17 protein-coding genes are annotated in these 20,593 nt (G+C 64.1%); 5 read left to right on the top strand and 12 right to left on the bottom strand.

Annotated elements, in window-relative coordinates; genetic code table 11:
- Positions 1–172 precede the first annotated feature (172 nt).
- From E8A46_RS20135 to pcaF, 9 genes are all read right to left on the bottom strand, one after another.
- Entirely contained in the window at positions 173–1,132 is a 960-nt protein-coding gene (locus E8A46_RS20135; RefSeq protein ID WP_291564952.1) for a Gfo/Idh/MocA family oxidoreductase, read from the bottom strand.
- A 1-nt stretch (position 1,133) separates the two neighbouring features.
- Entirely contained in the window at positions 1,134–1,988 is an 855-nt protein-coding gene (locus E8A46_RS20130; protein ID WP_291564949.1) for a class III extradiol dioxygenase subunit beta, read from the bottom strand.
- Positions 1,988–2,377, bottom strand: a complete 390-nt coding sequence (ligA, locus tag E8A46_RS20125; protein WP_291564946.1) for a protocatechuate 4,5-dioxygenase subunit alpha — start codon at positions 2,375–2,377, stop codon at positions 1,988–1,990. The genes E8A46_RS20130 and ligA overlap by 1 nt, the downstream gene beginning before the upstream one ends.
- A gap of 12 nt (positions 2,378–2,389) precedes the next feature.
- On the bottom strand, positions 2,390–3,322 hold the full coding sequence (locus E8A46_RS20120; protein ID WP_291564944.1) for an amidohydrolase family protein: 933 nt from the start codon (positions 3,320–3,322) through the stop codon (positions 2,390–2,392).
- Between the two features lie 47 nt (positions 3,323–3,369).
- Positions 3,370–4,059, bottom strand: coding sequence for a substrate-binding domain-containing protein (locus tag E8A46_RS20115; protein ID WP_291564941.1), 690 nt, complete (start codon positions 4,057–4,059; stop codon positions 3,370–3,372).
- Between the two features lie 33 nt (positions 4,060–4,092).
- The gene (gene ligK, locus E8A46_RS20110) at positions 4,093–4,788 is read right to left on the bottom strand and encodes a 4-carboxy-4-hydroxy-2-oxoadipate aldolase/oxaloacetate decarboxylase (RefSeq protein ID WP_291564938.1); all 696 of its coding nucleotides are present in this window, start codon (positions 4,786–4,788) and stop codon (positions 4,093–4,095) included.
- Positions 4,789–4,790: 2 nt separating this feature from the next.
- On the bottom strand, positions 4,791–5,819 hold the full coding sequence (locus E8A46_RS20105) for an amidohydrolase family protein (protein WP_291564935.1): 1,029 nt from the start codon (positions 5,817–5,819) through the stop codon (positions 4,791–4,793).
- Positions 5,820–5,968: 149 nt separating this feature from the next.
- On the bottom strand, positions 5,969–6,706 hold the full coding sequence (locus E8A46_RS20100; protein WP_291564931.1) for a TetR/AcrR family transcriptional regulator: 738 nt from the start codon (positions 6,704–6,706) through the stop codon (positions 5,969–5,971).
- A 307-nt stretch (positions 6,707–7,013) separates the two neighbouring features.
- A complete protein-coding gene (gene pcaF, locus E8A46_RS20095; protein ID WP_291564928.1) occupies positions 7,014–8,222 on the bottom strand; it encodes a 3-oxoadipyl-CoA thiolase in 1,209 nt (402 codons plus the stop codon).
- 367 nt (positions 8,223–8,589) lie between these two features.
- On the opposite strand from pcaF, the gene mutS reads away from it, so the two are divergent.
- Positions 8,590–11,319, top strand: coding sequence for a DNA mismatch repair protein MutS (mutS, locus tag E8A46_RS20090; RefSeq protein WP_291564926.1), 2,730 nt, complete (start codon positions 8,590–8,592; stop codon positions 11,317–11,319).
- 92 nt (positions 11,320–11,411) lie between these two features.
- Here mutS and E8A46_RS20085 read toward each other — a convergent pair whose 3' ends face one another.
- Both E8A46_RS20085 and E8A46_RS20080 read right to left on the bottom strand, forming a co-directional pair.
- On the bottom strand, positions 11,412–12,200 hold the full coding sequence (locus E8A46_RS20085) for a hypothetical protein (RefSeq protein ID WP_291564923.1): 789 nt from the start codon (positions 12,198–12,200) through the stop codon (positions 11,412–11,414).
- Positions 12,201–12,338: 138 nt separating this feature from the next.
- Positions 12,339–12,848, bottom strand: a complete 510-nt coding sequence (locus E8A46_RS20080) for an OsmC family protein (RefSeq protein ID WP_291564920.1) — start codon at positions 12,846–12,848, stop codon at positions 12,339–12,341.
- Positions 12,849–13,112: 264 nt separating this feature from the next.
- Between E8A46_RS20080 and E8A46_RS20075 the strand changes: the two genes are divergently transcribed.
- Positions 13,113–15,896, top strand: coding sequence for a [protein-PII] uridylyltransferase (locus tag E8A46_RS20075; protein WP_291564918.1), 2,784 nt, complete (start codon positions 13,113–13,115; stop codon positions 15,894–15,896).
- Positions 15,897–15,921: 25 nt separating this feature from the next.
- On the opposite strand, the gene E8A46_RS20070 is transcribed toward E8A46_RS20075, so the two are convergent.
- Positions 15,922–16,347 carry a DUF1330 domain-containing protein gene (locus E8A46_RS20070; protein WP_291564989.1) on the bottom strand — a complete coding sequence of 142 codons (426 nt, stop codon included), beginning with the start codon at positions 16,345–16,347 and terminating at the stop codon, positions 15,922–15,924.
- A gap of 89 nt (positions 16,348–16,436) precedes the next feature.
- Between E8A46_RS20070 and E8A46_RS20065 the strand changes: the two genes are divergently transcribed.
- The 3 genes from E8A46_RS20065 to E8A46_RS20055 all read left to right on the top strand — a co-directional run bounded on the left by E8A46_RS20065 (position 16,437) and on the right by E8A46_RS20055 (position 20,582).
- Complete coding sequence (locus tag E8A46_RS20065) at positions 16,437–16,799, top strand: DUF1304 domain-containing protein (protein ID WP_291564914.1); 363 nt, start codon at positions 16,437–16,439, stop codon at positions 16,797–16,799.
- Positions 16,800–16,933: 134 nt separating this feature from the next.
- The gene (locus E8A46_RS20060) at positions 16,934–18,160 is read left to right on the top strand and encodes an ABC transporter substrate-binding protein (protein WP_291564912.1); all 1,227 of its coding nucleotides are present in this window, start codon (positions 16,934–16,936) and stop codon (positions 18,158–18,160) included.
- A 214-nt stretch (positions 18,161–18,374) separates the two neighbouring features.
- A complete protein-coding gene (locus E8A46_RS20055) occupies positions 18,375–20,582 on the top strand; it encodes a transglycosylase domain-containing protein (protein WP_291564910.1) in 2,208 nt (735 codons plus the stop codon).
- The last annotated feature ends 11 nt before the right edge of the window (positions 20,583–20,593 follow it).

The following is a 20,593-nucleotide window of genomic DNA, read 5'->3' as shown; positions in this document are numbered from 1 at the left end:
CCGGCATCGGAGCGAAGAATCGGAAGGTGTGACCTGGGGGACACACAATTTTTGGGGGGATCATATTGACCGCTTGGGCGTCGCGAATTCCCGCATCGAATTCGCGAACCCGGAGCGTTGGCGGAGGCAACGCGCGCGAAGGGTTTGTGATCGCGCTTCTCGCGACGCGAGGTTAGCCTGAAGCGAGCTGTTGCTCGAGCCCGTGCAGCACCTGATAGCACGGCAGCACCTGGGCGACGCTCGAGTTCGGCTCGCGGCCCTCGCGGATGGCGGCAAAGAACTCGCGATCCTGCAGTTCGATCCCGTTCATCGACACATCGACCTTCGAGACGTCGATCTTTTCTTCCTTGCCGGTGAAGAGATCGTCGTAGCGCGCGATATAAGTGCCGGTGTCGCCGATATAGCGGAAGAAGGTGCCGAGCGGACCGTCATTGTTGAAGGACAGGCTGAGCGTGCAGATCGCGCCGCTCTCGGCCTTGAGCTGGATCGACATGTCCATGGCGATCCCGAGCGTCGGGTGAATGGGTCCCTGGACCGCGTTCGCCTTCACGATCGGCGAGCGCGCCTGGTAGGCGAACAGATCCACGGTGTGCGCGGCGTGGTGCCACAACAGGTGGTCGGTCCAGCTCCGCGGCTGGCCCAGCGCGTTCATGTTGGTGCGGCGGAAGAAGAAGGTCTGCACATCCATCTGCTGGATGTTGAAGTCGCCGGCGACGATCTTCTTGTGCACCCATTGATGGCTGGGGTTGAAGCGGCGTGTATGGCCGCACATCGCCACCAGCCCGGTCTTCTTCTGCAGGTCAACGACGGCCTGCGCGTCCTGCAGGGAATCGGCCAGCGGGATTTCGACCTGCACGTGCTTGCCGGTCTTCAGGCAGGCGATCGATTGCGACGCATGCATCTGGGTGGGCGTGCACAGGATCACCGCATCGACCTCCTTGAGCGCGAGGCTGTCGGCGAGGTCGGTGGCGGCGTGGGCGATGCCATATTTGGCGGCGACTTCCCTGGTCGGCTCCGGCCTGCGGCCTACAAGCGACACCACCTCGACGCCGTCGATGTTCTTGATGCCGTCGAGATGCTTGATGCCGAACGCACCGGCGCCGGCGAGGGCAACCTTGATGGTCGCGGCCATATCAATTGTTCTCCAGGATCAGATGGCCGACGGCGGTGTTGCTCGCGGGCACATGGTAGAAGCGGTGTCGAACCGTTGGCTTCTTGCCGCCATTGGTGTCGCTCATGGCGCCGCGCGCAATCAGCCACATCACCAGTTCAATGCCCTCGCTGCCGGCTTCGCGGACGTAGTCGATGTGCGGCATCCTGGAGAGCCCCTCGGGGTCGTCGATCAGGCGATCGAGGAAGGCCTGATCCCACGCCTTGTTGATCAGCCCGGCGCGCGGCCCCTGCAGCTGGTGGCTCATGCCGCCGGTGCCCCAGATCTGCACATTGAGCGGCTCATCGTAGGATTCGACCGCCTTGCGGATCGCCTTGCCGAGCATGAAGCAGCGCCGGCCCGATGGCGCCGGGTACTGCACGACATTGACCGCGAACGGGATCACCGGGCACGGCCACGCCTGCGGCTGGCCGCACATCAGGCTGAGCGGCACCGTGAGACCGTGGTCGACGTCCATCTTGTTGACGATGGTCAGGTCAAAATCGTCCTGGATCACCGACTGCGCGATATGGGAGGCGAGCTTCGGGTGGCCGATCACCTTCGGCACCGGGCGCGGACCCCAGCCCTCGTCGGCCACCGCGAACTCGGGCGCGGTGCCGATCGCGAAGGTCGGGATGATGTCGAGGCTGAACGCGTTGGCGTGATCGTTGTAGACCAGAAAGATGACGTCCGGTTTCTGGTCTTTCAGCCACTGCTTGGAGAATTCGTAGCCCTTGAAGACCGGCTGCCAATAGGGCTCAGTGGTCTTGCCGAGATCGATCGCCGCGCCGACCGCCGGCACATGGGACGTGTAGACGCTTGCGGTGATACGGGCCATCACTTCTTCTCCCCGATGCGGCGGTTGCCTTCGATGGAACGGCCACCATGCACCATCATGTCGCGGTATTGTTCCTCGCTCATGCCGGTCATGCTGCCGGCCATCTGCTGAAAGCTCTTGCCGTCGGTCGCGCCGATCTTGGCCAGGAAGTAGATGTTGCCACCTAGCTCGATGCAGCGGTTGAGGTCGCGCGCCAACACGGCCTGCTTCTGCTCCTCGCTCATCGCCCATTCGTCGAGATAGGCGCGCTCGTTCGCCTTGAAGCGCGCGCGGTTCTCCGCCTTCATCAGCGACATGCAGAACTGATTCAGGTGATAGCCTTGCCGCGACATGTCGGCATCGAAGATGGTGGTGCCGGGTACGTCCGTGTAGGGTTTGTCGAGTGCCATGGAGTGCCTCCTTTAGGATTCCTCGGGCCAGTACAGTCGCATCGGATTGTCGACCAGGAGTTTGCGTTGAAGTTCAGGCGTGACCGCGATGTGCGGAACGAAATCGACCAGCAGGCCGTCGTCCGGCATGTGGTCTTTCAGGTTGGGATGCGGCCAGTCGGTACCCCAGAGCACGCGATCCGGAAACGCTTCGACGATGCGCCTGGCAAACGGCACCACATCGCGATAGGCATTCTGCTCGCCGTTGAGTGCCGGCGGGCCTGAAATCGACAATCGCTCCGGACAACTGACCTTGGACCAAACGTTCGGATTATCGCTCATGAATTTCACGAACAACTCGAACTCGCCGCCGTCGACCGGCTTGGCGAGGTCGGGCCTGCCCATGTGGTCGACGACGACCGCGGTCGGCAGCGACGTGAAGAAATCCCAGAGCTCCGGCAAGTCCACGGCCTCGAAATAGATCACGACATGCCAGCCGAGCTTTGAAATTCGGCCGGCGATCTCATTGAGTTCGTCGCGCGGCGTGAAATCGACGAGGCGCTTGACGAAATTGAAGCGGACGCCGCGCACGCCGGCCGCATGCATCGCCTCAAGCTCGGCATCGCTGATGCTGCGCTTGACGGTGGCAACCCCCCGCGCCCTGCCTCCGGAATGAGCCAGGGCGTCGATCATCGCGCGATTGTCGGCACCGTGACACGTCGCTTGCACGACCACATTGCGGGCTACGCCCAAATGGTCGCGCAGCGCGTAGAGCTGATGCTTGGACGCATCGCACGGTGTGTATTTCCTCTCCGCAGCGTAAGGAAACTCCGCGCCCGGGCCGAACACATGGCAATGCGCGTCAACGGTGCCGGCCGGCAGCTTGAACCGGGGCTTGGACGGACCAGCATACCAATCGAGCCAGCCCAGGGTCTTCTGGAATGGCCCAGCAGCGGGTTTCGACACAAACACGTCCTCTCGATGTTTCGTTAGATGTTGAGGTGCGGCGATCGTCATGCCGGCTCCATGCCATGACGTCGTTTGGACGCATCCGCCTCCGGGAAAGTCAGATAGCCGATGAAGCTGCGCGCCCCGGCCTCATTGGCTGCCAGCGCGCCCACTCCGCATGAAAACCGGGTCAAGGATTGAATCTCTTGAGGCAAGGTTCCGGCGATGTCGATGCCTGGCACATCCAGAAACTCGCTCAATTGCTGAAAGCCGAGTTCGGCTTCGCCGCTCGCCACCAGGGTGCCGACGGGCACGCCAGGCGGCGCCTGAATGATCCGCACCGTCTTCGATTGATCGGCGCCCCATTTTTCCAGCAGCTTGAGCACATGCGTGCCGCTCGGCCCGGTGGAGTAGCCAACCGATTGTGCCGAGAGAACTGCGGCTTTCGTCGCAGCCTCGTTCGAGAGATCAGGACGCCTGGCTCCGGATCGCACAGCCACCGCAATCGCCGAATCCGCAAACCCGGCGCGGCTCCCTGGTTTCAGGAATCCGTCCTCCTCGAGCCCCCTCATGGCGTCGTCGGCGAGCACAACGATATCGAATTTCTCGCCGGCCCGGATCCGGCGTGCAGCATCGACCCCGCCGACGGACTCGATCGCGACCGAGTGTCCCGTCTTTTGCTGGTACGCGCCGGAACGCTCCGCCAGGATCTGGCGGGTCGCCATCGACGATATGCCAACGATGTCAGCGGCCATTGACCAACTCTCTTGAACCCTCGTCGCTGCGCGTCAATCGATATATTTCAATCCGGCCTTCGCGAGCGGCTCGCGCATCTTGTACATGTCGAGCCCGAGAACGCCTGCCGCAAGCTTTTCGCGCTTGTCCGCTTCGTTGGCCTCGCGTGCTTCCGCCGCGTCCGCAGCCTGATGCGCGATTCCCGCGGCGACGATGACCACTCCGTCCATATCGGCGATCACCACGTCCCCCGGATTTACGGTCGCCCCGGCGCAGACCACTGGAATGTTCACCGAGCCGAGCGTCGCCTTGACCGTGCCGCGGGCACTGATCGCGCGCGAAAAAACCGGGAACCGCATTTCGGTGAGATCCGTCACGTCGCGCACGCCGCCATCGATGACCAGGCCCTTCGCGCCGCGGGCACGGAAGCTGGTGGCGAGCAGATCGCCGAAAAAGCCGTCGGTATTGTCGACGGTGCAGGCCGCCACCACGACGTCACCCGGCTGTATTTGCTCGGCGGCCACATGCAGCATCCAGTTGTCCCCCGGCTGCAGCAGCACGGTAACCGCGGTGCCGCACATGTGCGCGCCGGCGTAGATCGGGCGCATATAGGGATGCATCAGGCCGACCCTGCCCATCGCCTCGTGGATGGTAGCGACGCCATAGCGCGACAATTTATCAACGGCGGCCTTGTCCGCCCTGACGATATTGCGCTTGACGATTCCGAGATCGTTCATCGCAATGCTCATGGTCAGTTTCCTTTTGCCTTCAACGCAGCATCCAAGCGCGGAAATACCCGCCGTGCGTTGCCTTCGTAGATCTTGTACCGGTCCTGCGCGCTGAGCGTGGTGGCGCCTTCGATATAGCGCTTGGTGTCGTCATAGTGGAATCCGGTTTCCGGATCGATACCGCGAACGGCGCCGATCATCTCGCTGGCGAACAGAACGTTCTCGACCGGGATCACCTTGGTGAGCAGGTCGATGCCCGGCTGGTGATAGACGCAGGTATCGAAAAATATGTTCTTCAGGAGGTGATCCTTGAGCAGCGGCTTCTTCATCTCCTGCGCCAGGCCTCGGAAGCGGCCCCAGTGATAGGGGACGGCGCCCCCGCCATGCGGAATCAGGAATCTCAAGGTCGGAAAATCCTTGAACAGATCCGACGTCAGACATTGCATGAAGGCCGTGGTGTCGGCATTCAGGTAGTGCGCGCCGGTGGTATGAAAGCAAGCGTTGCAGCTCGTGGAGACGTGGATCATGGCCGGGATGTCGAGCTCAACCATCTTCTCGTAGATTGGGTACCAGTGACGATCCGAAAGCGGCGGCGAGGTCCAGTGCCCGCCTGAGGGGTCGGGATTGAGGTTGATGCCGACGAAGCCGTACTCCTTGACGCATTTCTCGAGTTCAGGAATGCAGGTCTTTGGATCCACGCCTGGCGATTGCGGCAACATCGCTGCACCGACGAAACTGTCGGGGAATAGCTTGCTGACGCGCCAGCACAGCTCGTTGCAGATCGCAGCCCATGTCGACGACACCTCGAAGTCGCCGATGTGATGGGCCATGAAGCTTGCGCGCGGGCTGAAGATGGTTAGATCGCTGCCCCGCTCTCTCATTTGCCTGAGCTGGTTGTTGACGATGGACTCGCGCAGCTCGTCGTCGCTGATCTTCAACTCGCTGGCCTTGGGCCTGACCGCGGGATCCTTGATGCCTGCGATCTGTCGGTTGCGCCAATCCTCAAGCGCCTTGGGCGCTGTCGTGTAGTGGCCGTGCACATCGATGATCACTTGATCTCCCCATCAGCAATGGCGGTGGGTCGAGCGACGCTGCTGGCCCCGATTCCCTGTCCGGCAAGACCAGTGAACATCTGCAAGCATTCCCGCCTGTTCATTTCCTCTTCCCCGTCAAGCTACCTGGACGGATCCAGGATATCCGGTCACCTTAGCGCGTGACCGTCGTGCGCGTGAGCTTTGGTTGGCGCCGCGGATCGCCGCCGCGATGGCGCGGGCCGATCGCGCGCAGGCGCCTGCAACGAAGCTACCGCAGCCTGTACCAGTTGCTCGATCGCATCGCCCGCATCGGTCCCGTCGGAATCGCCGCGCGACAGGCGAGAGACGCGCTCAGGCGTCACCAACGTATAATAGAGTGCCCCGAGAAGGAAATGGCTGCGCCATACGATCTTCGCGCGCGGGATATGCGGCAAGCTGTCATGGATCGCATCGATGAAGGCGTGACTGGTATCGTCGAAGGTCTGCGCGATGATCCGCCCGGTGACTTCGTTTCCCTCGGCCGACATGATAGCGCGCAGCCGCGTGAAACGCGCTCCGCCGCCGGCGAGATCGCTGCCCGAAGAAAATGCCGGCAGCACGTAGGCGCGGACGATCGCCTCCAGCCTGTCCTGCAGATCGCGCACCCGCCTGGCGGCAGCCAGCAGTTCGAAGCGCCTGTGGTTCATCGGTCCGCAGTGACGCCGGTAGATTTCGAGCAGCAACGCGTCCTTGGTCTTGAAATGATATGTCACGCTGCCCGGATTGGCTCCGGCCGCATGCGCGATATCGCGCACCGTCACGGCGCTGAAGCCGTTGGTCGAGAACAGCTCCTCCGCGGCCACGAGAATCGCTTCGCGCATGTTTGGCTTGCGCGTCTTTTCCTTCTCGGTGGATTTCATGACCATATCAATTGTACCCTTGTACAAATCAATCGTACAAGTCAACAAGGGCCGCCGGCCGAAAAGACCATCGGTCAGTGAATGGATCTTCAGGTCGGCCGCCAATATTGTCGAGGTGAACGATGGAACTCGCGAGACCGGTGCTGCCGCCGCGCAAGTTCTTTCCTCGGCTCAGCCCTTGTCGGGGGAAAGCAATCGCCTCAGGCTTGAGGCTGGCAGCAGATTTCTTGACACGGTGCGCGCGGTTCTAAGTGGCATGTCTGCTCACGGACATAGCGCTAGGTCTGCCGCGAGTCCGTTATGCGCCCAGACCTCAGTTCAGCTTCTCGATCGCCATCGCGACGCCCTGCCCGACGCCGACACACATGGTCGCGAGCGCGCGCTTGCCGCCGCGTTTCTCCATCCCGTGGACCGCCGTCATCGCCAGCCGGGCACCGCTCATGCCGAGCGGGTGACCGAGCGCGATGGCGCCGCCATGCGGGTTGACGAAATCGGCATCGTCCTTGACGCCGAGCTGGCGCAGGCAGGCTAGCCCCTGGCTGGCGAAGGCTTCATTGAGCTCGATCAAATCGAAATCGCTGATTTTCAGCCCCAGCCGCGCCATCAGCTTGCGGGTCGCCGGCACCGGACCGATGCCCATGATGCGCGGCGGCACCGCGGCCGACGCAAGACCGAGAATCCGCGCCCGCGGGGTAAGGCCGTGCTTTTTCACGGCGGCTTCCGAGGCCAGAATCATCGCCGCCGCGCCGTCATTGACGCCGGAAGCGTTGCCGGCGGTCACCGTGCCGGGATTGCGCACGATCGGCTTCAGTTTCGACAACCCTTCCAGCGTGGTCTCGGGGCGCGGATGTTCGTCCTTGTCGACGGTCATCGGTCCGGCCTTGCCGCCGGGCACCGAGATGGGCGTGATTTCCTCGGCGAAATAGCCCGACGCGATCGCCTGTCCGGCGCGCTGCTGCGAGCGGATCGCGAACGCGTCCTGGTCGGCCCGCGATACCTGGAATTCCTCGGCGACATTCTCGCCGGTCTCCGGCATCGCATCGACGCCGTATTGCGCCTTCATCAGCGGGTTGATGAAGCGCCAGCCGATCGTGGTATCGAAAATCTCGGCGGAGCGCGAAAACGCCTCCGGCGCCTTGCCCATCACGAACGGTGCCCGCGTCATCGACTCGACGCCGCCGGCAATGGCGAAATCGATCTCGCCGGCGCGGATCGCGCGCCCCGCGGCGCCCACGGCATCGAGGCCTGAAGCGCAGAGCCGGTTGAGCGTGAGGCCGGGAATCGAATCCGGCAGGCCCGCCAGCAACAGCGCCATCCGCGCCACGTTGCGGTTGTCCTCGCCGGCCTGGTTGGCGCAGCCGAAATAGACCTCATCGACTTGCGACCAGTCGAGTTTGGGATGCCGCGCCATCAGGGCCTTGATCGGGGCGGCGGCCAGATCGTCGGCGCGGACCTTGGCGAGCGCGCCGCCGAACCGGCCGATCGGGGTCCGCACGGCATCGCATACAAATACATCACCCATCGATCTCTCCTTAGGAATGCTGCGGGTTCCGCGCTGACGGCTCGAATTGAGGCCGAGTTTTAGGAGCGGGGGTGCGGCAGGTCAATTGAAGGAAACGCTAGCGCTTGCCGTTCCCTCCCCCGCTTGCGGGGGAGGGTTAGGGTGGGGGCAGCCACAAACACCGGCGCCAGCTGCTCCCCCACCCCGACCCTCCCCCGCAACAGCGGGAGAGGGAGCAGATCGCGACTGCCGCACCGCCTGCTTCCTCATCCTTTGCAAGAAAGTCGCGCGGGTTCCTCGCGACGTTGCCGCCGAAGGCGGGGAAAAACGCCGCAACTGCCCCAAACCCATGTGATTGCGCCGCAAACTTTTGCTAGCGTCCGCCGCAATGACGATCCAGCAATCCATTCCCCTGCCATCAGACGAAGCGCCCGCCGCCGATGCGGCGGCGCGCGTCACGCCGATGATGGAGCAATATCTCGAGATCAAGGCCGCCAATCCCGGACTGTTGCTGTTCTACCGGATGGGCGACTTTTATGAACTGTTCTTCGAGGACGCCGAGATCGCCTCCAAGGCGCTTGGCATCGTATTGACAAAACGCGGCAAGCATCAGGGCCTGGATATCCCGATGTGCGGCGTGCCGGTGGAGCGCTCGGACGACTATCTGCATCGCCTGATCGCCTCAGGTCACCGCGTCGCGGTGTGCGAACAGACGGAGGATCCGGCAGCCGCGCGCGCGCGCGGCAACAAGAGCGTGGTGCGCCGCGCCGTGGTGCGGCTGGTGACGCCAGGCACGCTGACCGAAGACACCTTGCTGGACGCGAGAGCCAACAACTATCTGCTGGCGATCGCGCGCGCGCGGGGATCGGCGGGCGCCGATCGCATCGGGCTTGCCTGGATCGATATTTCCACGTCCGAATTCATCGTCACGGAGTGCTCGACCGGCGAACTCGCGGCGACGCTTTCGCGCATCAATCCCAATGAGGTGATCGTCACCGATGCGCTGTTCGGCGATCCCGATCTGGGCCCCTCCTTGCGCGAATTGCCGGCGGTGACGCCGCTGACCCGCGACTTCTTCGACAGCGCCACCGCCGAACGGCGGCTGTGCGATTATTTCGCGGTCGCCACCATGGACGGCTTGAGTGCGATGTCGCGGCTGGAGGCGACCGCAGCTAGCGCCGCCGTCACCTATATCGACCGCACCCAGGTCGGCAAGCGTCCGCCGCTGTCGCCGCCCTCGCGCGAAGCCGCCGGCACCACCATGGCGATCGATCCCGCGACCCGCGCCAATCTCGAACTGACCCGGACACTCGCGGGCGAACGGCGCGGATCGCTGCTCGACGCCATCGACCGCACCGTAACTCCCGCGGGATCGCGGCTGCTGGCGCAACGACTGGCGGCGCCTCTTACCGACGGCGCGGCCATCGCCCGGCGGCTGGATGCGATCGCGGCGTTCGTGGCGGATGCCGCGGTTCGCGACCAACTGCGCAGCACATTGCGCGCGGCGCCCGACATGTCGCGCGCGCTGGCGCGACTGTCGGTCGGGCGCGGCGGCCCGCGCGATCTGGCTGGCTTGCGCGATGGCATCCTTGCCGCGGATCAGGCGCTGGCCCAGCTTGCCGCGATCGAGCCGCCTGCGCAGGAGATCGCGTCCGTCATGGCGGCGTTGCGCCGCCCGCCGCGAGACCTTGCACGTGAATTCGAACGCGCGCTTGCGGAGCAACTGCCCCTGATCAAGCGCGACGGAGGTTTCGTCCGCGAAGGCTATGAGGCCGCGCTCGACGAGGCCCGCAATCTGCGCGACGCCTCGCGCCTGGTCGTCGCCGCGATGCAGGCGCGCTACGCCGACGACACCGGCGTCAAGGGCCTGAAGATCCGCCACAACAATGTGCTCGGCTATTTCGTCGAGGTCACCGCGCAGCATGGTGACAAGCTGCTGGCGCCGCCGTTGAACGCGACCTTCATCCATCGCCAGACGCTCGCGGGCCAGATCCGTTTCACGACCTCCGAACTCGGCGAGATCGAAGCCAAGATCGCCAATGCCGGCGACCGCGCGCTCGGGCTGGAACTGGAAATCTTCGAACGGCTCTGCGCGCTGGCCGTCGCGGCCAGCGACGAGCTGCGCGCCGCCGCGCACGCCTTCGCCATCCTCGACGTCGCCACCGCGCTGGCGAAACTCGCGGTCGACGACAATTATGTGCGGCCCGAGGTCGATGCCTCGCTCGGCTTCGCGATCGAAGGCGGACGCCATCCGGTGGTCGAGCAGGCCTTGAAGCGCGATGGCCAGCCGTTCATCGCCAATGCCTGCGATCTGTCGCCGGGACCGGGACAGAAATCGGGCCAGATCTGGCTGATTACCGGCCCCAACATGGCGGGCAAATCGACCTTCCTGCGCCAGAACGCGCTGATCGCGCTGATGGCGCAGGCCGGCTGTTTCGTGCCGGCGTCGCGGGCGCGGCTCGGCGTTGTCGACCGGCTGTTCTCGCGCGTCGGCGCGGCCGATGACCTGGCGCGCGGCCGTTCCACCTTCATGGTCGAGATGGTGGAAACGGCGGTTATCCTCAATCAGGCCAGCGAGCGTTCGCTGGTGATTCTCGACGAGATCGGCAGGGGAACCGCGACCTTCGACGGGCTCTCGATCGCCTGGGCCGCGATCGAGCATCTGCACGAGGCCAACCGTTGCCGCGCGCTGTTTGCCACCCACTACCACGAACTCACCGCGCTCTCGGCCAAACTGCCGCGGATGTTCAATGCGACCGTCCGGGTCAAGGAATGGCAGGGCGACGTCGTGTTCCTGCACGAAGTGCTGCCGGGTTCGGCCGACCGCTCCTACGGCATCCAGGTCGCCAAGCTCGCAGGGCTGCCAGCACCCGTGATCGCGCGGGCCAAATCCGTGCTGGCCAAACTGGAGGCGCAGGACCGCGGCCAGACCGCCCGCGCGCTGGCCGATGATCTGCCGCTGTTCGCGGTGCCGTCGCGCGCGGCCGCCGAGCCGGCGCCGCCAAGCGAGACCGAGAAGCTGATCGAAGCGGTGAAGGCGCTGCACCCGGACGAGATGTCACCGCGCGAGGCGCTGGAAGCGCTGTATGCGCTGAAGGCGAAGCTGCCGAAGCAGTGACCGTCATTGCGAGCGAAGCGAAGCAATCCACAGTTTGACAAGATAGCTAGAGGTTGGATTGCTTCGTCGCTTTGTTCCTCGCAATGACGAATTCAGCGCTTCCTTCGCCCCAACCACCACAATCCCAAATTCCAGCCGATGCATGTCGCCAGCGCGAGGCTCAGCCCGATCGCGGAGCCAAACTGCAATGCGGCCAGATGCAGCACCGCGATCCCCAGGCTAAATCCCATCAAGCCCCAGCCGCCATTGGCGATCACGGCGGCGGTCGCCGGCCCGCCGACGCGCGGATGCAGAATCAGCATGATGCTGGTGAACACCACCGGAAACAGCGCGATGGTGCCGCTAACGCCCGGGCCGACCCAGCCGGACAGGGCCGTGACGGTTGCCACCACCGTCGCGACCAGCATCGCGCGCAGCGGGATGTCATACCAGCGGCGGGTGATCAGCGGCATCCGGACGTGGCGAAAGCGGCGCAGCAGCGGCAGGCAGACCGCAAAGGCAACGGCATTCGCGATCAGGCCGCCGCTGAGCGACCATTGGAACATGCGCGCCAGCACAGCGAGCGTGAGCCACACCGCCACCGCGCCGCCGGCACTGACCGCGGCATTGCAGCGCTGCGCCAGCACCACATAGGTCAGCCCGAGGAAGATGGTCGCGGCATTGATCGGCAGGCTCGCCAGCGCGCCTTCCGCGATGAACGCCGCATTGTGATCGAGCGCGAGGAAAGCGTAAGAGGGGCCGGCCGAAATCGGCAGCGTCGCCACCAACGCGCCGATCACCGGGCCCGATCGCTCGGCAATGAAGGATGCCGTCACCACGAAAGCGGCCGCCACCGCCATCCGCAGCGCGAGCATCAGAATGAAAGCGAGGTCGGGGGACATGGGGGCTCGCGCGGACCGTATTTTCCCTCCCCCCTTGCGGGGGAGGGTTAGGGAGGGGGTGAGCCACAGGCACCGAACCCGCGGTACCCCCCACCCCCGACCCCTCCCCGCAAGGGGGAGGGGAGCGGGAGAGCGCCTTCACACCCTTCGCATCGCCACCGAAACCCTCGGGCCGTTCTTGATGGTCTGATAGACCACGCAATAACGCTCGGTGAGTTTCAGCAGGAGATCGAGCTTGTCCTGCGGCGCCGAGGTATCGACGTCGAAGCGCAGGCGAATTTCGGCAAAGCCGACCGGCGTCTCCTTGTCGATGCCGAGCGTGCCGCGGAAATCGAGATCGCCCTCGGCGGTCACGATGCCGGTTTTCAGCGGCACCTCGATCGCGGTCGCCACCGATTTCAGCGTGACGCCGGCGCAGGCGACCAGCGCTTCCAGCAGCATGTCGCCGGAACACAATTCAAGTCCGGAACCGCCGGTCGCCGGATGCAGGCCGGCCACCGCCAAGGCGCGGCCGGTCTCGACCTTGCAGGCGATGCCTTCGCTGTCGATCGAGCCCCTGGCCTTCAAGGTGATCAGCGCGGCGTTCGGATCGCTCTTGTACTTTTCCTTGATCGGGGCCTGCGTGGCGCGGAGTTCGGCGGCGTCCATATCGTGCTCCAGAAAAATTTATGCGTCGGATGTAATGAAAGTTTGCTCCGGTGTCACCATTTGGTGGCGCATGGCGGCTCTTCCCGATTTAGAAATACCTTCCTATTTCAATCGGTTAGTCGGATACTGCAGCGAGGAAATGGGCCCGCCGGCGCCCTGCGAAGGGAACCGCCGCACGCCAGGCCAAAGGAAGGCAGCATGGCTCGGCTGCGATTTTTTGAATGTCCGTGACAGGCTCGGTGCCGTCCGATATCGGGGTAGGTGATGGATAGCGTTGTCACACATGCCCGGTCCGAGACCGACGAACGTTTCGATACCGCGAGGATTACCGCCGCGGTCGACGCGCTCGCCGCCGAGTACGCCGGACGCGAAGATGTTTTTCGCGCCGCCGTGGCGAAACTGCTGAAGGCCGAACTGATCGCCGCGCGCGCCACGGCGCAGGCCGTGCTGCTGAAGGATCGGCACGGGCGGCGCTGCGCCGAGCGGCTGTGTTTCGTCCAGGACGAGATCATCCGCATCCTGTTCGCCGCCGCCACCCGCCATCTCTATCACTCGCCGATTCCCTCGGGCGCCGAGCGCATGGCGGTGGTCGCCACCGGCGGCTATGGCCGCGGGTTGATGGCGCCGGAATCCGATATCGATCTGTTGTTCATCCTGCCCTACAAGCAGACCGCCTGGGGTGAGCAGGTCGCCGAGGCGATACTCTATTGTCTGTGGGACATGGGGTTGAAGGTCGGCCACGCGACCCGCTCGGTCGACGAATCGATCCGGCAGGCCCGCGGCGACATGACGATCCGCACCGCTATACTCGAGACCCGGTTTCTGACCGGGGACCAGCCGCTCTACAATGAGCTGGTGGCACGGTTCGACAAGGAGGTGGTGCAGGGCACCGCCGCCGAATTCGTCACGGCGAAGCTGGCCGAGCGCGAAGAGCGGCACCGCCGCGCCGGGCAATCGCGCTATCTGGTCGAACCCAACGTCAAGGACGGCAAGGGCGGCCTGCGCGACCTGCATACGCTGTTCTGGATCGCGAAATATGTCTACCGCGTGCGCGAGACCGACGAACTGCTCGAGCGCGGCGTGTTCGACGCGCAGGAATACCGCACCTTCCGCCGCTGCGCCGATTTCCTGTGGTCGGTCCGCTGCAACATCCATTTCTTCTCGGGCCGCGCGGAAGAGCGGCTGTCGTTCGACATGCAGCGCGAGATCGCGATCCGGCTGGGATATACCTCGCACCCCGGCATGCAGGATGTCGAACGCTTCATGAAGCACTATTTCCTGGTCGCCAAGGAGGTCGGCGATCTCACCGCGATCCTGTGCGCCAAGCTGGAAGATCAGCAGGCCAAGCCCGCGCCGGTGCTCAGCCGCATGATGGCGCGGCTGCGGCCGAGCACCAACCGGCGGCGGGTGCCCGACAGCGACGACTTCATCGTCGACAACAACCGCATCAATCTCGCGACGCCCGATATCTTCAAGCATGATCCGGTCAACCTGATCCGGATCTTCCGCCTCGCGCAGAAGAACAATCTCGCCTTCCATCCGGATGCCATGCGCACCGTGACGCGCTCGCTGAAGCTGATCAATACCCAGCTGCGCGACGATCCCGAAGCCAACCGGCTGTTCATGGAAATCCTGACATCGAACGGCGCCGAGATCGTGCTGCGGCGCATGAACGAGGCCGGCGTGCTCGGTCATTTCATCCGCGCCTTCGGCAAGATCGTGTCGATGATGCAGTTCAACATGTATCACCACTATACGGTGGACGAGCACCTGTTGCGCTGCGTCGGCTTCCTGCAGGAGATCGAACGCGGCGGCAACGACGAATTCATCGTCGCCAGCGATTTGATGCGCAAAATTCGCCCCGAGCACCGCGCGGTGATCTACATCACCACGCTGCTGCACGACATCGCCAAGGGCCGTCCCGAGGATCACTCGATCGCCGGGGCGAAAGTGGCGCGAAGGCTGTGTCCGCGGCTCGGTTTCAATCACGCCGATACAGAACTGGTGGCGTGGCTGATCGAACAGCATTTGACGATGTCGACGGTGGCGCAATCGCGCGACCTGTCCGACAGCAAGACCATCGAGAACTTCGCGGCCGTCGTGCAATCGGTCGAGCAGATGAAGCTGCTGACGATCCTGACCACCGCCGATATCAGGGGCGTCGGTCCCGGCGTCTGGAACGGCTGGAAGGCGCAACTCTTGCGCACGCTGTATTACGAAACCGAGCCGGTGCTGACCGGGGGCTTCTCGGAAGTCAACCGCGCGCAGCGCATCGCCGCGGCGCAGTCGGAGTTTCGCGCGGCGTTCACCGAATGGCCGGAGCAGCAGCTCAATGCCTATATCGCGCGGCACTATCCCGCCTACTGGCTCAAGGTCGAGCTGCCGCGCAAGATTCGCCACGCCCGCTTCCTGCGCGCCAGCGAGCAGGCCGGCCACAAGCTCGCGATCAATGTCGGCTTCGACGAGGCACGCGGCGTCACCGAGCTCACCATCCTGGCAACCGACCATCCGTGGCTGCTGTCGATCATCGCCGGTGCCTGCGCTTCCGCGGGCGCCAATATCGTCGACGCGCAGATCTACACCACCACCGATGGCCGCGCGCTCGACACCATCGCGATAACGCGGGAATACGACCGCGACGAGGACGAAGGGCGGCGCGCGACACGGATCGGCGACATGATCGAGGATGTGCTGGAGGGCAAGCTGCGGCTGCCCGAAGTGGTGGCGCGCCGCGCCGCCGGACGCGGCAAGGCCCGTCCATTCGTGGTCGAGCCGGAAGTGACCGTCAACAACCAGTGGTCGGACCGCTACACCGTGATCGAAGTCTCCGGCCTCGACCGGCCGGGCCTGCTGTATGAGCTGACGACGGCGATTTCGAAGCTCAACCTCAACATCGCCTCGGCGCATGTCGCGACCTTCGGCGAGCGCGCCCGCGACGTGTTCTACGTCACCGACCTGCTCGGCGCGCAGATCACGGCGCCGACGCGGCAGGCCGCGATCAGGAGCGCGCTGACCCACCTCTTGGCCAACGAGCAGGCCGCGGCGTAGGCCGTTTCGCGATCCTCGGGGCTTTTTACGGGATCTCACCAAAGGTGTTGCCGGGCGCCAGCGGCTTCAGGCGAATCAGCCGCGAGTCCTGCACCGCGGCCTGGCGGTGTTTCACGGCTTCCCGATAGACCGGATCGCGGATCATCTCGACGAACGCGGCAACGCTGGGATATTCCGCGATGAAGCAATGGTCCCAGTGCTCGTCGGACGGCCCGATCAGCATCAATTCGAAGCGGCCTTGCCAGATCACCTTGCCGCCGAGGCGCATGAAGACCGGCCCGCTGTCGCGGCCATAGGCGGCATAGGCTTCTGCGCCGCTGGCGGCCCGTCCATCGGGATAGCTTGCGTGATCGCGCAAGCGGACCAAATTGAGCATGTGGATCGGCCCGGCGCGATTATTGTCGCGAAACCGGGCAAACACTTCCTTGGTCGGATCGACATGGCCTGTCATGGTCATTGCCTCACTGCCAGCCATCACCTGCCGCTGCGTGCTATCATGGTGCAGGCGATCAATCGCTTGGTGTCTAGGGGGAGAGCCAAATGAACGCAATTGCCAACATTTTGGTGGCGCTGGTCGCCGTGCTGCACGTCTATTTTCTGATTCTGGAGATGTTCCTCTGGACCAAACCGCTCGGCCTGAAGACCTTTCGAAATTCACCCGAGAAGGCGGCCGATTCCAAGGTCCTGGCCGCCAACCAGGGCCTCTATAATGGCTTTCTCGCCGCCGGCCTGGCCTGGGGGCTGATTCAGGCCAGTCCGGGTTTCGCCTTCCAGATCAAGGTGTTCTTCCTGCTTTGCGTGATCGTCGCCGGCGTCTATGGCGCGGCAACGGTCAGCCGCAGGATTCTGCTGGTGCAGGCCATGCCGGCCGCCATCGCTCTGGCTCTGCTCTGGCTGGCGTGAGACCGTTCTCATTATCCTGCGTCCGCATCGCCTTGCGTTGCCATATTCGTTCATCCAATATCTTGTCAGCGATGGCATCCACTACGGTTGGACCAGATCATCGGAACAATCAAAAACCCGGGTGAGGCAACGACATGAGGAACAGCCTTTTCAATTTCGTAACAGCAGCGACGGTTGTCCTCGCGCTATCGGCGTCGTCGGCCCAGGCGCAGAAAAAGTACGACCCCGGTGCGACCGATACCGAGATCAAGATCGGCCAGACCGTGCCGTTCAGCGGCCCGGCCTCCGCCTATGCCTCCATCGGCAAGACCCAGGCGGCCTATTTCAACATGATCAACGAGCAGGGCGGCGTGAACGGCCGCAAGATCAACCTGATCCAGTATGACGACGCCTATAGTCCCCCCAAGGCCGTCGAGCAGGTGCGCAAACTGGTCGAGAGCGACGAGGTGCTGCTGACCTTCCAGATCATCGGCACCCCCTCCAACGCGGCGGTCCAGAAATACCTCAATGCGAAGAAAGTGCCGCAATTGTTCGCCGCCACCGGCGCCTCCAAATTCACCGATCCGAAGAATTTTCCGTGGACGCTGGGCTTCAATCCCAACTACTTCGTCGAGGGCCGCATCTACGGCCAGTACATCCTCAAGCAATATCCGAACGCCAAGGTCGGCATCCTCTACCAGAACGACGACCTCGGCAGGGACTATCTCAACGGCGTCAAGGCCGGTCTCGGCGACAAGGCCGCGACGATGATCGTGGCCGAGGCGTCGTACGAAATGACCGACCCGACCATCGACTCGCAGATCCTCAAGCTGAAATCCGCCGGCGCCGACCTGTTCTTCAGCGCGTCGACGCCGAAATTTGCCGCGCAGGCGATCAAGAAGAACGCCGAACTCGGCTGGAAGCCGGTGCATATCCTCGACATCAACGCCACGTCGGTGGGCGCGGTGATGCAGCCTGCCGGCCTGGAGGCCTCCAAGGGCGTGATCAGCGTCAACTACGGCAAGGATCCGCTCGATCCGACCTGGAAAGACGATCCGGGCATGAAGAGATATTTCGACTTCATGGCGAAGTATTTTCCGGAAGGCGACAAGAATTCCAGCTTCAATACCTATGGCTACAGCACGGCGCAGCTGATGGTCCATGTCTTGAAACAGTGCGGCGACGATCTGACCCGCGAAAACGTGCTCAGGCAGGCCACCAATCTGAAGAATGTTCAGTTGGACCTCTCGCTGCCCGGCATCGTCGGCAACACCACGCCCAACGATTATCGGGTCAACAAGCAGTTGCAGATGATGAAATTCAACGGCGAGCGCTGGGAGCTGTTCGGCCCCATCCTCGAGGACAGCGGCCCCGCCGGCTGAGGCGCTCCGTCCTGATAGCCTGCAGCGGTGCCATCGCGAACGCTGCTCGCGATCGGCCTCAAATTCTCGCCCGCGGTAGGGTTAAGCGTCTCTGAACGCCTTGTCCGTCAGGCAGTTACGCATCGCGGCGGGCGTTTCGATTAACCATCGTTTAAGACGGCTTTAAACCCGCCCCGCTACCTTGGCCCGCATCTGACGGTGTGGGCGTTCGCGTATGGCGTGGGGACGAAAAAAAGGCGGCGGACGCAAGGAGCCGCAATTCGGCCTCGCCGCTTCGCTCGCCGAATTGCGTCTCGGTCCGCAGGATCGCGTGGCGCCGGCCGGAGAAGACAAACCGAAGAAGCCCTTGCCCAGGCGCAAGCCCATCGACAGCGATTGCGACGACGACGAGGCTCCGCGCGAGCGCAAGCCCCGCGCCAGCCGGTCCAGCCGCAAGCGCAAAGCTGGCGGCCGGGCGCGCGGCGGTCTGTTTCGCCTGTTCTATTGGGGCGCGGTGCTCGGCCTGTGGGGCGCGATCGCGGTGGTTGGCGTCATGGTCTGGGTCGGCGCGCATCTGCCGCCGATCCAGTCGCTTGAAATCCCGAAACGGCCGCCAACGATCCAAATCACCGGCCTCGACGGCAGCGTGCTGGCCACCCGGGGCGAAATGGCCGGCGCCAACATCGCGCTGAAGGATCTGCCGCCCTATTTGCCGAAGGCCTTCATCGCCATCGAGGACCGCCGCTTCTATTCGCATTACGGCGTCGATCCTCTTGGCATCGCGCGGGCGGCGGTGACGAACATCCTGCATCGCGGCGTTTCGCAAGGCGGCTCGACGCTCACCCAGCAGCTGGCCAAGAATCTGTTCCTGACCCAGGAGCGCACGTTTCAGAGGAAATTGCAGGAAGTCGAACTGGCGTTCTGGCTGGAGCGCAAGCACTCCAAGGCCGAGATTCTCGAACTCTACCTCAACCGGGTCTATTTCGGTTCCGGCGCCTATGGCGTCGAGGCCGCAGCGCAACGCTATTTCGGCAAGTCCGCCAAGAACGTGACGCTGGCGGAGGCGGCGATGCTCGCAGGCCTGGTGAAGTCGCCGTCGCGGCTGGCGCCCAACCGCAACCCGGAAGGCGCCGAGCAGCGCGCGCAGACGGTGCTCACCGCCATGGCCGACGCCAAATTCATCACCGAGGCCCAGGCGCAGGCCTCGATCGGGCATCCCTCCTATCATGTGAAGCCGGTGGGCGCCGGCACCGTCAATTATGTGGCGGACTGGATCGGCGAAGTGCTCGACGATCTGATCGGCCAGATCGACCAGAGCGTCGTGGTCGAAACCTCCATCGATCCGAAACTGCAGGCGGTCGCGGAGGCCGCCGTGATTGACGAACTCGCGGCGAAAAGCGTGAAATTCAACGTCAGCCAGGGCGCGCTGGTGGCGATGACGCCGGACGGCGCGGTGCGCGCCATGGTCGGCGGCCGCAACTACGCCGAAAGCCAGTACAACCGGGCGGTGACCGCCAGGCGGCAGCCGGGTTCGGCCTTCAAGCCCTTTGTCTATCTCACGGCGATCGAAGCCGGCCTGACGCCGGAGACGATCCGGCAGGACGCACCGCTCGACGTCAAGGGCTGGAAACCCGAGAACTACAGCCACGAATATTTCGGCGCGGTGACGCTGACGCAGGCGCTGGCGATGTCGCTCAATACGGTGGCGGTACGGCTCGGGCTGGAAGTGGGGCCGAAGAATGTGGTGCGTACCGCGCACCGGCTCGGCATTTCATCGAAGCTGGATGCCAATGCTTCGATCGCGCTCGGCACCTCCGAGGTCTCGCTTGTCGAACTGGTCGGCGCTTACGCGCCGTTTGCCAATGGTGGCCTCGGCATCTCGCCGCATGTCGTCAACAAGATCCGCACTGTCGAGGGCAAGTTGCTGTATGCGCGGCCCGCCGACCAGCTTGGCCAGGTGATCGAACCGCGCAATGTCGCTGCCATGAACACCATGATGCAGGAGACGCTGCTCAGCGGCACCGCGCACAAGGCCGAGCTTCCGGGCTGGATGGCCGCCGGCAAGACCGGCACCAGCCAGGATTTTCGCGACGCCTGGTTCATCGGCTACACCGCCAATCTCGTGACCGGCGTCTGGCTCGGCAACGACGACAATTCGCCGACCAAAAAGGCAACCGGCGGCGGCTTGCCGGTGGAAATCTGGACCCGATTTATGAAAGCAGCCCACCAGGGCGTGCCGGTCGCGGCCTTGCCGGCCTCGCAAGCCGGCGGCTTGTTCTCGAATCTCGCGCAAGCTCTGCCGCAAACCAGCGTGGCGGCGGTCAACTCGCCGCAGCCGCCGGCAATCATCGCAGGCCGGCCGGCGCCGACGCGCGCCTCGGTTCGTCCCGGGGCGGCGAGCGGGCTCGACGGCTGGCTGATGGACCGGCTGTTCGGGCGATAAACGCTTGCCGG

The sequence above is a fragment of the Bradyrhizobium sp. genome (assembly GCF_004799445.1).
In the GTDB taxonomy this organism is placed as follows: Bacteria; Pseudomonadota; Alphaproteobacteria; order Rhizobiales; family Xanthobacteraceae; genus Bradyrhizobium.
This window is presented reverse-complemented; position numbering and strand designations above follow the sequence as displayed.

Excerpts from the sequence above, each read along its gene's own strand:
- E8A46_RS20060 (WP_291564912.1), top strand. The coding sequence starts at position 16,934 with ATGAGGAACAGCCTTTTCAATTTCGTAACAGCAGCGACGGTTGTCCTC.
- ligA (WP_291564946.1), bottom strand. The coding sequence starts at position 2,377 with ATGGCACTCGACAAACCCTACACGGACGTACCCGGCACCACCATCTTC.
- pcaF (WP_291564928.1), bottom strand. The coding sequence starts at position 8,222 with ATGGGTGATGTATTTGTATGCGATGCCGTGCGGACCCCGATCGGCCGG.
- E8A46_RS20075 (WP_291564918.1), top strand. The coding sequence starts at position 13,113 with ATGGATAGCGTTGTCACACATGCCCGGTCCGAGACCGACGAACGTTTC.
- E8A46_RS20070 (WP_291564989.1), bottom strand. The coding sequence starts at position 16,347 with ATGACAGGCCATGTCGATCCGACCAAGGAAGTGTTTGCCCGGTTTCGC.
- E8A46_RS20130 (WP_291564949.1), bottom strand. The coding sequence starts at position 1,988 with ATGGCCCGTATCACCGCAAGCGTCTACACGTCCCATGTGCCGGCGGTC.
- E8A46_RS20080 (WP_291564920.1), bottom strand. The coding sequence starts at position 12,848 with ATGGACGCCGCCGAACTCCGCGCCACGCAGGCCCCGATCAAGGAAAAG.
- E8A46_RS20055 (WP_291564910.1), top strand. The coding sequence starts at position 18,375 with ATGGCGTGGGGACGAAAAAAAGGCGGCGGACGCAAGGAGCCGCAATTC.
- E8A46_RS20100 (WP_291564931.1), bottom strand. The coding sequence starts at position 6,706 with ATGGTCATGAAATCCACCGAGAAGGAAAAGACGCGCAAGCCAAACATG.
- E8A46_RS20085 (WP_291564923.1), bottom strand. The coding sequence starts at position 12,200 with ATGTCCCCCGACCTCGCTTTCATTCTGATGCTCGCGCTGCGGATGGCG.
- E8A46_RS20115 (WP_291564941.1), bottom strand. The coding sequence starts at position 4,059 with ATGGCCGCTGACATCGTTGGCATATCGTCGATGGCGACCCGCCAGATC.
- E8A46_RS20065 (WP_291564914.1), top strand. The coding sequence starts at position 16,437 with ATGAACGCAATTGCCAACATTTTGGTGGCGCTGGTCGCCGTGCTGCAC.
- ligK (WP_291564938.1), bottom strand. The coding sequence starts at position 4,788 with ATGAGCATTGCGATGAACGATCTCGGAATCGTCAAGCGCAATATCGTC.
- E8A46_RS20135 (WP_291564952.1), bottom strand. The coding sequence starts at position 1,132 with ATGGCCGCGACCATCAAGGTTGCCCTCGCCGGCGCCGGTGCGTTCGGC.
- mutS (WP_291564926.1), top strand. The coding sequence starts at position 8,590 with ATGACGATCCAGCAATCCATTCCCCTGCCATCAGACGAAGCGCCCGCC.